The sequence below is a fragment of the Pseudoxanthomonas sp. Root630 genome (genome assembly GCF_001427585.1).
Lineage (GTDB): Bacteria > Pseudomonadota > Gammaproteobacteria > Xanthomonadales > Xanthomonadaceae > Pseudoxanthomonas_A.
Map to the genome: position 1 here is coordinate 23,029 of NZ_LMGY01000019.1, position 11,682 is coordinate 34,710.

The window sequence follows — 11,682 nt, forward strand, 5'->3', positions numbered from 1 at the left end:
GCTGCACCGTCGAATCAAATGAAGAAGGCCGCATATGGCGGCCTTCTTCGTGTCGCGGATCTGCCCTGCGCGTTACATCGCGACGCGGCGGCCGCTGAGGTAACGGTTGGCCCAGTAGCCGGTCAGCAGGGTGTCCACGCGCACGTCCTTGCCGCGGCTGGGCGAGTGCAGGAAGCGGCCTTCGCCGACGTAGATGCCGACATGGTTCACGCGGCCCTTCAGGCCGAAGAACACCAGGTCGCCCTGGCGGAGCTCTTCGCGCGCGCCGATCAGTTCGGCATCGGCCTTGCTGGCCATGTCGCGGGAGACGCGCGGCAGTTCGATGCCGAGCGCGGTGCGGAACACGTAACCGACCAGGCCGCTGCAGTCGAAGCCGCTGTCGGGCGAGGTGCCGCCCCAACGGTAGGGCGTGCCCATCAGGGCGAGCGCGCGCTGGAGCACGACCTGGACCTTGCCGCCCTGTTGTTCCTGGGCGACCACGCCTTCCTTGCTGAGGTCGTAGGCAGCCAGCAGCTTGCTGATGTCGCCGGCGACCATCGCCGAACGATCGACCAGCGGCAGCGTGTCGCTGGCTGCCAGACGCGGGAGCAGGGCAGAGAGCGTAGCGGTCGCGGCCTCGGCGGCCTTTTCCTTGACGCTGGCGGTGACCGACTTGGCCGGGGCTGCAGCGGGCGCTTCGACCACGTCGGCGCTGGCAGCGGCCGGCGCGGCGGCATCGGCCGGCGCAGGTGCATTCTGGGCGAAGGCCGTGGAGGCGGCGACGCAGAGCGACAGGCTGAAGAGGATTCGGGTGACCCCCCGCGGGATGCGGTGGGTGGCGGCTGGCAGGCCTGGCGGCAGGTCGTCGGTCGTCACGCGCGGGAAGGGATTCACAGGATGGTCACGATAATGCCGGCTGATCGGCCCGATTTGGTTCAGAAATCGTTATTTATTCGTTAAGCGTGAACGTCCGCTGTCACAGACTTGACCGATTCCTAACGAAGGACGCGTTTCGCGCCCGTGTAGTGGTCCCGCCAGTAGGGGCCGTCCAGGTGGTCCAGCCGGACCGTGCCCCCGGTGCTCGGGGCGTGGACGAACCTGCCTTCGCCTACATAGATGCCCACGTGGGTGACCGTCCCCCAGCTGCCGAAGAAGACAAGGTCGGCCGGCGCCAGGCGGCGCGGCTCGATCTTCGGGCCCTGCACGCTGGCCAGCTCGCGCGAGGTGCGCGGCAGGCGGACATCCAGCATGTCCCGGAATACGTAGGTGACCAGGCCGCTGCAGTCGAAGCCGGACTCCGGGGTGTTGCCGCCGTACCGGTAAGGGGTGCCCACCAGGCCGATGGCCCGCATCAGCACCGCCGTCGCGGCGGCCGGATCGTCGGCCTCCACCACCGGCCACGCACGTTGCGCGGGCGGCGGGGACTTCCGGACCTGGGGCTTGGAGCCGCCACAGCCGGCCAGGCCCAGCACGACGACGCAGACGGACAGCGCGACCCAGCGCCGAAGTGGCGCGGGCTGGGGCAAGCCGGGATAATGTCGGGCCTTCATCGCGGCGCATCTTCGCCGCATTCCCTCGCGGCCGACAAGCCGCTCCCGTCCTGCCGGCCGGCAGGCCCCGCCCAGAGTCCCGCATGAAAATCGCAAAAGACAGCGTCGTCCGTTTCCACTACACCGTGTCCGAAGCCGGCCAGGAGCCGATCGAAACCTCGACGGACCGCGAGCCGCTGGCGATCCTGATCGGCCACGGCAACATCATCCCGGGCCTCGAGAACGCGATGCAGGACCGTGAAGCCGGCGAGAGCTTCGGCGTCGACGTCGCCGCGGCCGATGCCTATGGCGAGCGTCGCGACGGCCTGACCCAGCGCGTGCCCAAGAAGCACTTCGGCAACCAGCGTCTGATCCCCGGCCAGCAGGTCGTGCTGCAGACCAACTTCGGTCCGCGCGCCGTCACCATCGAGAAGATCGGCATGAGCGTGGTCGATGTGGACCTCAACCACCCGATGGCCGGCAAGGACCTGCATTTCGACGTGGAGATCGTGGAAGTGCGCGAAGCCAGCGCCGAAGAGCTCGAGCACGGCCACGTGCACGGCGACGGCGGCCACCACCACTGAGTCGCGTCTTGCGCCCTGCGCAACGATCGAACGGCCCGCGAAAGCGGGCCGTTTCTTTTGGCGCGCGAGCCGAAGCGCGCGACGTGCTCTAATCGTGCCTCGATACGGGGGAATGGAATGACGGCGACGATCACGCAGAACCTGGCACCTGTCGGGGTGTCGGAGCGCATCGGCGCGATGGACGTGCTGCGCGGGTTCGCGCTGCTGGGCATCCTGCTGATGAACCTGGAGGGCTTCGTGGGGCCGGTGATGGCTTCGGCGAGCGGCGTGGATCCGGCGCTGAGCGGCGCCGACCGCATCGCCGACCTGCTGATCTACGTGCTTGTACAGGGCAAGTTCTACACCTTGTTCTCGCTGCTGTTCGGCATGGGGTTCGCGGTGATGTCGCAGCGGGCGGAACAGGCCGGCCGTCCCTTCGCGGGCGTGTACTGGCGGCGCGGGCTGGCGCTGCTGGCGATCGGCCTGTTGCACGCGATCTTCATCTGGGCGGGCGACATCCTGATGATGTATGCCTTGTGCTCGTTCCTGCTGCTGGCGTTCCGGCCATTGCCGTACCGCTGGTACGTGTGGTTCGGGTTGGGTGCCTACGTCATACCGATCGGCTTCATGTACCTGATGGGCGCGATGGGTTCGCTGCTCGGCGGCACCGAGGGCTGGGACAAGGCGATGGGCGAGATCGGTGCGCAGATGCAGGCCCTGGTCGAGAGCGAGCGGGCCGCCTACGCCAGCGGCAGCTATGCCGATGCGACATGGCAGCGCTTCAAGAGCACAGGCATGGCACTGAGCAACATCACCATGTTCGGGTTCATCGCCTTCGGCCTGTTCCTGCTGGGAGCGTGGTTCGTGCGTAGCGGCGCCATTGCGCGTCCGCTCGAGTTCCCGCGCTTCTATGCTGCACTCCGCTGGGTAGCACTGCCGTTGGGTTTGTTGGTGATGCTGGGATCGCTCGCCCTGTCGCCGGTGATGGATGCCGCGACGTACAACCTGAGGACAGCGACCGCTTTCGCGCTGCAGATGGCCGCCAACCTGTTGATGTGCCTGGGTTACCTGGCGTGGATCCTGAAGGCCTTGCAGACGCCGGTGGGCGGGCGGGTCCTGTCGGTGCTGGCGCCGGCGGGCCGGATGGCGCTGACCAACTACCTGATGCAGTCGCTGGTGTGCACGTGGATCTTCTACGGCTACGGGCTGGGGTATTTCGAGCAACTGCCGCGTGCCTGGCATCCGCTGTTCGCACTGGTGTTCTTCGGCGTGCAGGTGGTACTCAGTCATGCCTGGCTGTCGCGCTTCCGTTTCGGCCCGATGGAATGGGCTTGGCGCTCGCTGACCTACGCGAAGTGGCAGCCGCTGCGCCTTCGCACCGTGTGATTGCGACTAGAATGTCGGGGTGAATCCCCCCCGCGACGACGTTCTCATCATCGGTGGCGGTGCCATCGGCCTGGCGACCGCCCTGGCGTTGCTGGAAGCCGGCCGAGGCGTGCGCGTCATCGACGCTGGCCGCGCTGGCGGCGGTGCATCGCACGGCAACTGCGGCACGATCACGCCGAGCCACGCGCCGCCGCTCGCGGCGCCTGGCGTGGTGGCGCAGGCACTGCGCTGGATGTTCACCCCCGATGCGCCGCTCTATCTGAAACCACGCGTCGATCCGGCCCTCTGGCACTGGCTGCTGCGCTTCGCCGCGCGCTGCAACCCGCGCGATTGGCGACAGAGCACGCAGGCCCGCGCTGCGCTGCTCAACGACGCGCGTGTGCGGCTGGCCGACTGGGTCGGCCGCTACGGCCTGCAGTGCGAATTCGAAGAAGAAGGGCTGGACTACGTCTTCCGCGATCCGCGCAAGTTCCAGCAATACGTGGACGAAAGCGTCGTGCTGGCCGAATTCGGCATCGCCACGCAGGTGTTCGGCGGCAGCGACTACGAGCGCGACGAGCCCGCGATGTTGCCTGGCGTGGCCGGCGCCATCCGGTTTCCGGGCGATGCGCGGTTGCGGCCGGATCGCTACGTAGCCGAACTCGCGCGCGTGGTGCGTGCCCATGGCGGCGTCATCGACGAGTACTGTCGCGTGGAGCGCCTCGAACAGGCGGGCGAAGGTGTTCGATTGGCCACGGACCAGGGGCCGCGGGAAGGGCGCGATGCGGTGATCGCGCTGGGCGCCTGGACGCCCGCGTTCGCACGCCGGCTCGGTATCCGCGCGCCCATCCAGCCCGGCAAGGGCTACTCGATCACTTACTCGCGGCCTGCGCAGGTGCCCCGCCATCCGATGGTGCTGAAGGACCGTTCGGTGTGCGTGACGGTCTGGGAAAGCGGCTTCCGGCTGGGGAGTACGATGGAGTTCTCCGGTCATGACGACAGCCTCAATCCGACCCGCCTCGCCGCGCTGGAGCGCGGTGCGCGCGAGTTCCTCCGCGAGCCCGTCGGCCCGGACGTGCATGAGCACTGGTGCGGCTGGCGGCCGATGACCTGGGACGACCTGCCGTTGCTGGGACACGCGCCGGGCCAACGCCATGTCTGGATCGCCGCGGGCCACGGCATGCTGGGCATCAGCATGAGCACCGCCACCGGCCAGTTGATGGCCGACATGATCACCGGCCGTACGCCGGCCTTCGATCCCACCCCGTACCGACCGGAGCGATTCGCATGACGCCACAGGCATTCGATCTTGTCGTGATCGGCGGCGGCTCCGGTGGACTCGCTGGTGCGTTCCGCGCGGCGTCGCACGGCGCACGGGTGGCCCTGCTCGAACCGAAGGAGCTCGGGGGCACCTGCGTCAACGTCGGCTGCGTGCCGAAGAAGGCGATGTGGCTGGCGGCCGAACTGTCCCAGAAGATCGCGCTGGCCTCATCGTTGGGATTCGACGTGTCGCCGCCCGTGCTCGACTGGAAGGAGTTCATCGTCCATCGCCAGCGCTATATCGCCGGCATCCACGCCAGCTACCGCAAACGGCTGGACGGAAGCGGAGTGGTGCTGATGCCCTGCCACGGCCGATTGCTCGACGCGCATACCGTGGTGAACGCCGATGGCGTGCCGTTGCGTGCGGAGCACCTGCTGATCGCGACCGGCGGTCGGCCCTCGCGGCCGGACATCCCGGGTGCGGCGTTGGGACAGGTGTCGGACGATTTCTTCAACCTGTGCGCGGCGCCGGCGCGCGTCGCGATCGTCGGCGGCGGTTACGTGGCGGTCGAGCTGGCCGGCGTGCTGCAGGCGCTGGGCAGCCAGGTGGAGCTGTTCGTGCGCGGGCAGAAGCTGCTCGATGGATTCGACGCGCAGATCACCGCGGAGCTGGCGGACGACATGCGCCAGCACGGCGTGCGCCTGCACTTCGGCCATGCGGTGGCGGCGCTTGAGGAGGCACGCGACGGCGGCGTGATCGTGCTGGCGGAAGACGGCACGCGCAGCGAGCGCTTCGATCGTCTGATCTTCGCCACCGGTCGCACGCCGAACACCGGCGGGATGGGGCTGGATGTCGCGGGCGTGAAGACCGATGCGCGGGGGTTCGTGCAGGTGGATGCGTGGCAGGACACGAACGTGCCCGGCATCCATGCGGTGGGCGACGTGACCGGCCAGGCGGCACTGACGCCGGTGGCCATCGCCGCCGCACGGCGCCTGATGGATCGGGTGTTCGGCGGGCAGTCCGATGCCCGCCTGGATTATCGCGACATCGCGACCGTCGTCTTCTCGCACCCGCCGGCGGGCAAGGTGGGGCAGACCGAAGACGAAGCCCGTGCCGAGCATGGCGACCGCGTGAAGGCGTATACCGCGCGCTTCAGGCCCATGCTGCATGCCCTGGCCGATTCGCCGCAGCGCGGCCTGTTCAAGCTGGTGTGCGTGGGTGAGGAAGAGCGGGTGGTCGGCATCCACCTGCTGGGCGAAGGGGCCGACGAAATGCTGCAGGGGTTCGCGGTGGCGCTGAAGAAGGGCATCACCCTCGCGGACCTGCATGACACGATGGCCATCCATCCCACCAGCGCCGAGGAAGTGGTGCTGATGCGCTGAGTCCGCGGGGCAGGGTGCGGCGATACAATGGCGCCATGGACACCTACACGCTGCACCAAGGCACCGCGCCGCTGTTCATCAGCCTGCCGCACAACGGGACGCGCGTGCCCGACGACATCGCCGCGCGCCTGACGCCGGAAGCGCGACGCGTGCCGGACACCGACTGGCATGTCGCCGAGTTGTACGGCTTTGCGCGCTCGTTGGGCGCATCGATCATCGTGCCCGCGTACTCGCGCTACGTCGTCGATCTCAACCGGCCCGAAGACGACGTCTCGCTGTATCCCGGGCAGAACACCACCGGCCTGTGCCCCATCGTGCGCTTCAGCGGCGATCCGGTGTACTTGCCGGACCAGGCCCCCACGCCGGACGACATCGCTGCACGTGTGGACATCTACTGGCGGCCCTACCACCAGGCGCTGCGGCAGGAGCTCGCGCGCATCCGCGAAACGCACGGCCGTGTCGTGTTGTGGGAAGGCCATTCGATCCGCAGCGAAGTGCCCTTCCTGTTCGAAGGGCGACTGCCGGATTTCAACCTCGGCACGGCGGCCGGGGCGAGTTGTTCGCCTGCGCTGCAACAGGCGCTGGAAGCGATCCTCGCGGCGCAGTCGGACTACAGCTTCGTCGTCAACGGCCGGTTCCGCGGCGGCCATATCACCCGGCACTACGCCGATCCCGCGAATGGCGTGCAGGCGGTGCAACTGGAACTGGCGCAGCTGAACTACATGGATGAGGACAGCTTCGCCTATCTGCCCGAACGCGCCAGCCGCACGCAGGTGCTGATCCGACGGTTGCTGGAAAGCACGCTGGCATGATCGCGCGCCGATGAGCCGAGCCGGCGCAGAGGACGAACTGGCGCAGCCGTTGGACGTCGCGCCTGCCGAGGCGATGGATGCGCCATCCGCGCATCCCGCCCTGCATGTCGTCAGTCGTTCCGGTCTTGCATTGGCGGCGATGGGTGCCATCGCGTTTTCCGGCAAGGCCATCATCGTCAAGCTCGGTTACCGCTACGGCACCGATGCGATCACCCTGTTGGCGCTGCGTATGCTGGTGGCATTCCCGTTCTTCCTCGCGATGGGCGCGTGGGCCGCGCGGCGCAGCGCGCCCCTGAGTGCCGCAGACCGCGGGCGGATCCTGTTGCTCGGGTTCCTTGGCTATTACCTCGCCAGCTTCCTGGATTTCGCGGGCCTGGCGTACATCACCGCTACGCTGGAACGGCTGATCCTCTACCTCACCCCGACCCTGGTGGCGTTGGTCGGCTGGCTGGCGTTCGGCCGACGCATCTCGCGCCGCCAGGCGGTGGCGCTGCTGGTGAGCTACGTGGGCGTGGCGCTCGCCTTCGGCCACGACTTGCAGGTGGGAGGCGCCAACATCGCGCTGGGAAGTTTGCTCGTATTCGGCAGCGCGCTGGCGTATGCGCTCTACCTGGTGGGCAGCGGTGAACTGGTCGCGCGGGTGGGTGCGGTGCGCCTGACGGCCTACGCCAGCAGCGTGGCCAGCGTGCTGTGCCTGCTGCAATTCGTCTTGCTGCGGCCGATGGAAGCGCTGGCGCTGCCGTGGCAGGTGTATGCGCTGTCGCTGGTGAACGGCACGCTGTGCACCGTATTGCCGGTGCTGGCGGTGATGATGGCGGTCGCGCGGATCGGTTCGGCGCTGGCCGCGCAGGTGGGAATGATCGGGCCGGTCTCGACCATCATCCTCAGTCTGTTCCTGTTGGGCGAACCGATGGGGCCGTGGCAGGTCGCCGGCACGGTGCTGGTGATGGCGGGCGTGTTCGTGGTGTCGCAGCAGAAGACCGTCCCACGCTGAATACGTGCCGCTAGGCCGCCGCGGTCGCTTCGGTCAACCAACGCACGACATGCGACAGCGCGTCGGCGTGGCTGTCGCCAGCGTCCCTGCGTTCCTGGTAACGCCGCAGTTGCCCGTGCGCGCCGGTGCCTTCCTCGAGGATCTGCCACACACGTTCCACCTGTCGTGCGCAGTCCAGCGCGCGGATGTCTTCGCCCAGCGCATCCAGGGTGTTCTCCAGCATCTCGCGCACCGACACCAGGCGGTGGCTGCCCAGATCGATCAGGCCGGCATCGAATCCGTGACGCTGTGCGCGCCACAGGTTCTCCGCGACGATGGCCTGGTCGCCAGCATGCAGGCCGCGGTAAAGCTCGGGCCTGCGTTCGAGGTGCCGCACCAGGCAGCGGTAGACCTGCGCGATGGCCAACGCATCGCAGACGTCGGTGCAGGCGTCGGTGACACGCAGTTCGAGGGTGGGGAAGGCGAGCGACGGGCGCAGTGCCCACCAGAGGAAGCTCGCATCCTGGATCGCGCGGCCGTCGGTCATGCGCTGGACGTAGTGATCGTACTCGGCCTGGTCACGGAACAGCGGCGGCAATCCGGTGCGGGGGATCTCCTGGTAGGCGGTCTGCCGGTAACCCATCAGGCCCGTGGCATGGCCCATCCAGAAGGGCGACGACGTGCTGAGCGCGAGCAGCAGCGGCAGGAACGGCTGGACGCGCGCCATCAGTGCGACGCGTTGTGTCGGGTCGGCCGGCTGTACGTGCACGTGCAGGCCGCACAGCAGGTTGCGCTGGCCGAGCATCTGCAGTTCGCCCATTACCTTGTCATAGTGGGGCTTGTCCGTACTGCGTTGCCCACGCCATTGCGCCGACGGATGGGTGCCGGCCGACAGGATGCCGAGTCCGTGCCGGTGCGCGATGTCGCTGACAGTGCGGCGCAATGTGCGCAGGTCGGCTTCGGCGGCGCTTGGGCCATCATGCACGCCGGTCTGGACTTCGACCTGGGTCTGCAGCATCTCGCTGCCGAAACGCTCACCCAGTGTTTCGCGGCATTCGGCGAAGAACCGACGCGGCATGTGCCGCAGCCGGCGCCCGTTGCGGCGCACGAGGAAATACTCTTCCTCGAGACCGAACGTATAGGCGTGAAGGACGGGCCCGGATGTCGATGCCATGCACGGGTTATCGCACCGGCAGGGTGAACGCGATGTTCAACCGCACCGCGCGACAGTACCTGCTGGAGGATAGCGAGGCCGTCGCAACGGCCCCGTGCGACGAAGGGCCGGAATCAGGCTTCCAGCGAAGCCAGATCGCCCTTGGTCTCGAGCCACGTCTTGCGATCGCCCGAACGCTTCTTGGCCAACAGCATGTCCATCAGGCCGCGCGTCTGCAGGTCGTCGTCCACGGTCAGCTGCACCAGCCGGCGCGTGTCCGGATGGATGGTGGACTCACGCAACTGGGAAGGATTCATCTCGCCCAGGCCCTTGAAGCGGGTGACGTTCACTGCGCCACGGATCTTCTCGCGCTCGATTTTCTCGAGCAGCAGGCGCTTCTCTTCCTCGTCGAGCGCGTAGAACACCTGCTTGCCCACGTCGACGCGGAACAGCGGCGGCATCGCGACGAACACGTGCCCGGCCGCGACCAGGGCGGGGAAGTGGCGCAGGAACAGCGCACTCAGCAGCGTGGCGATGTGCAGGCCGTCGGAGTCCGCGTCGGCCAGGATCACCACCTTGCCGTAACGCAGGCCGCTGATGTCGTCCTTGCCCGGGTCGCAGCCGATCGCCACGGCCAGGTCGTGCACTTCCTGCGACGCGAGTACGCTGCCGGACGCGACCTCCCAGGTATTCAGGATCTTGCCACGCAGCGGCAGGATCGCCTGGAAATCCTTGTCGCGCGCCTGCTTGGCCGAGCCGCCCGCCGAATCGCCTTCCACCAGGAACAGTTCGGTGCGCGACAGATCCTGGCTGATGCAGTCGGCCAGCTTGCCGGGCAGGGCAGGGCCCTGGGTGACCTTCTTGCGGACGACCTGCTTCTCGGTCTTCAGGCGGGCGCTGGCGCGCTCGATGGCGATCTGGGCGATCTTCTCGCCCAGGTCCACGTGCTGGTTCAACCACAGGCTGAAGGCGTCGTGCGCGGCGCCTTCGATGAAGCCCGCCGCCTGGCGCGAAGACAGACGCTCCTTGGTCTGCCCGCTGAACTGCGGATCGGTCATCTTCAGCGACAGCACGAAGGTCACGCGGTCCCACACGTCTTCCGGCGCGAGCTTCACGCCGCGCGGCAGCAGGTTGCGGAAGTCGCAGAACTCGCGCAGCGCATCGGTCAGGCCGCTGCGCAGGCCGTTCACGTGGGTGCCGTGCTGCGCGGTCGGGATCAGGTTGACGTAACTCTCCTGCACCAGCTCGCCTTCCGGTACCCAGGCCACGGCCCAGTCCACGATCTCGCTGTCCTTCTTCAGCTGGCCGACGAAGATGTCCGGCGGCAGCAGTTCGCGCCCGGCCATCTCGCCCTTCAGGTAATCGCGCAGGCCATCTTCGTAATGCCAGGTATCGCGCTCGCCGGTGGCCTCGTCGAACAGGGTGACGTTCAGGCCGGGGCACAATACGGCCTTGGCGCGCAGCAGGTGACGCAGCGCCCTCACGTTGAACTTCGGCGTATCGAAGTATTTCGGATCGGCCCAGAACCGCACGCGGGTGCCGGTGTTCTTCTTGCCGACGCTGCCCACGACTTCCAGCGGCGTGGCGCGGTCGCCGTTGCGGAAGGTGATGCGGTGTTCGCTGCCGTCGCGCTTGATGTGCACTTCCACCAGCGTGGACAACGCATTCACCACGCTCACGCCTACGCCATGCAGGCCGCCGGAGAACGTGTAGTTCTTGTTGTTGAACTTGCCGCCGGCATGCAGGCGGGTGAGGATCAGTTCGACGCCGGGGATCTTCTCCTCCGGGTGGATGTCCACCGGCATGCCGCGGCCATCGTCGCTGACTTCGCAGCTGCCGTCCTTGAAGAGGGTGACCTCGATGCTGCCGGCGTGGCCTGCCAGCGCTTCGTCCACCGCGTTGTCGATGACTTCCTGCGCGAGGTGGTTGGGGCGCGCGGTGTCGGTATACATGCCGGGCCGGCGCTTGACGGGGTCCAGGCCGGAGAGGACTTCGATGTCGGCGGCGTTGTAGCGGCTGCTCATGGGTTCTGCGGGTTCTCGGTTGCGGCGGCACGGCATCCTGCGCGCCGCTGGAAGGGGAATTGTAGTGGCAGTTGGCCGGCAGACGCGGCGGTGCCGACAGGATGCGGACATGCCTGTCCGCAATCCGGGCCAGCGGACGCCCTACCGTGTTCAGTCGGGGGCCGGCATACGGGCAGTAGGCTTGCCGCGTGGACAGGGACGCCCTTGGGTTTGCCATCCGGCACCCCCAGATTCCGCTCATCCACGAGGAGTTTCCGCCATGAAATCGCGCAACCTGTTGCTGCTCTCCGCCGCCGTCGCCGGCGCGCTGTTCGCGGTCCACGCGTTCGCCCAGTCCAAGGCGGGTGCCGACGCCGACAAGCCGAAGCAGGACCAGTCCCAGACCAGTGATCCTTCCGATCCGGAAGCCAAGGCGCGTCGCCGCGCGGCCAACGAGGCCGCCGCCAAGCGCAAGGCCGCCGAGGGCCAGCAGAAGAAGGCCGGCGAGGAAGAGGAAGAGCGCAAGCCCTGATCCGTTCTGCTTCGAAACCTTTGCGTGGCAAGGGTTTCGCGTCCATCTGACGATCCAGGACGCCCCGCTCCGGCGGGGCGTCGCGCTTTCGGGCGACACGCGTTGCCTGTAGACTATGGCTTTCCGGAGC

At 67.7% G+C, this 11,682-nt stretch carries 11 protein-coding genes; 7 read left to right on the plus strand and 4 right to left on the minus strand.

Annotation, left to right across the window (positions count from 1 at the left end; all coding sequences use genetic code 11):
* Positions 1–72: 72 nt before the first annotated feature.
* Positions 73–855 carry a C40 family peptidase gene (locus ASD72_RS17815; RefSeq protein ID WP_081420459.1) on the minus strand — a complete coding sequence of 261 codons (783 nt, stop codon included), beginning with the start codon at positions 853–855 and terminating at the stop codon, positions 73–75.
* A 119-nt stretch (positions 856–974) separates the two neighbouring features.
* Positions 975–1,529, minus strand: a complete 555-nt coding sequence (locus ASD72_RS17820; RefSeq protein ID WP_081420448.1) for a C40 family peptidase — start codon at positions 1,527–1,529, stop codon at positions 975–977.
* Between the two features lie 83 nt (positions 1,530–1,612).
* Between ASD72_RS17820 and ASD72_RS17825 the strand changes: the two genes are divergently transcribed.
* The 6 genes from ASD72_RS17825 to ASD72_RS17850 all read left to right on the plus strand — a co-directional run bounded on the left by ASD72_RS17825 (position 1,613) and on the right by ASD72_RS17850 (position 7,885).
* Positions 1,613–2,092: a peptidylprolyl isomerase gene (locus ASD72_RS17825; protein ID WP_056881316.1), complete on the plus strand. Its 480-nt coding sequence runs from the start codon at positions 1,613–1,615 to the stop codon at positions 2,090–2,092.
* Between the two features lie 117 nt (positions 2,093–2,209).
* Positions 2,210–3,457, plus strand: coding sequence for a DUF418 domain-containing protein (locus ASD72_RS17830; RefSeq protein WP_056881317.1), 1,248 nt, complete (start codon positions 2,210–2,212; stop codon positions 3,455–3,457).
* A 19-nt stretch (positions 3,458–3,476) separates the two neighbouring features.
* A complete protein-coding gene (locus ASD72_RS17835; RefSeq protein WP_056881318.1) occupies positions 3,477–4,727 on the plus strand; it encodes an FAD-dependent oxidoreductase in 1,251 nt (416 codons plus the stop codon).
* Positions 4,724–6,079, plus strand: a complete 1,356-nt coding sequence (gorA, locus tag ASD72_RS17840) for a glutathione-disulfide reductase (protein WP_056881319.1) — start codon at positions 4,724–4,726, stop codon at positions 6,077–6,079. The genes ASD72_RS17835 and gorA overlap by 4 nt, the downstream gene beginning before the upstream one ends.
* Positions 6,080–6,114: 35 nt before the next feature.
* Positions 6,115–6,891 carry an N-formylglutamate deformylase gene (gene hutG, locus ASD72_RS17845; RefSeq protein ID WP_056881320.1) on the plus strand — a complete coding sequence of 259 codons (777 nt, stop codon included), beginning with the start codon at positions 6,115–6,117 and terminating at the stop codon, positions 6,889–6,891.
* Positions 6,892–6,964: 73 nt separating this feature from the next.
* Positions 6,965–7,885, plus strand: coding sequence for a DMT family transporter (locus tag ASD72_RS17850; RefSeq protein WP_056881474.1), 921 nt, complete (start codon positions 6,965–6,967; stop codon positions 7,883–7,885).
* Positions 7,886–7,895: 10 nt separating this feature from the next.
* On the opposite strand, the gene ASD72_RS17855 is transcribed toward ASD72_RS17850, so the two are convergent.
* Positions 7,896–9,038, minus strand: coding sequence for a carboxylate-amine ligase (locus ASD72_RS17855; protein WP_056881321.1), 1,143 nt, complete (start codon positions 9,036–9,038; stop codon positions 7,896–7,898).
* Between the two features lie 113 nt (positions 9,039–9,151).
* On the minus strand, positions 9,152–11,041 hold the full coding sequence (gene parE / locus ASD72_RS17860; protein WP_056881322.1) for a DNA topoisomerase IV subunit B: 1,890 nt from the start codon (positions 11,039–11,041) through the stop codon (positions 9,152–9,154).
* Positions 11,042–11,300: 259 nt separating this feature from the next.
* Here parE and ASD72_RS17865 point away from each other — a divergent pair, with 259 nt between their 5' ends.
* Complete coding sequence (locus ASD72_RS17865; protein WP_056881323.1) at positions 11,301–11,552, plus strand: hypothetical protein; 252 nt, start codon at positions 11,301–11,303, stop codon at positions 11,550–11,552.
* Positions 11,553–11,682: the final 130 nt, after the last annotated feature.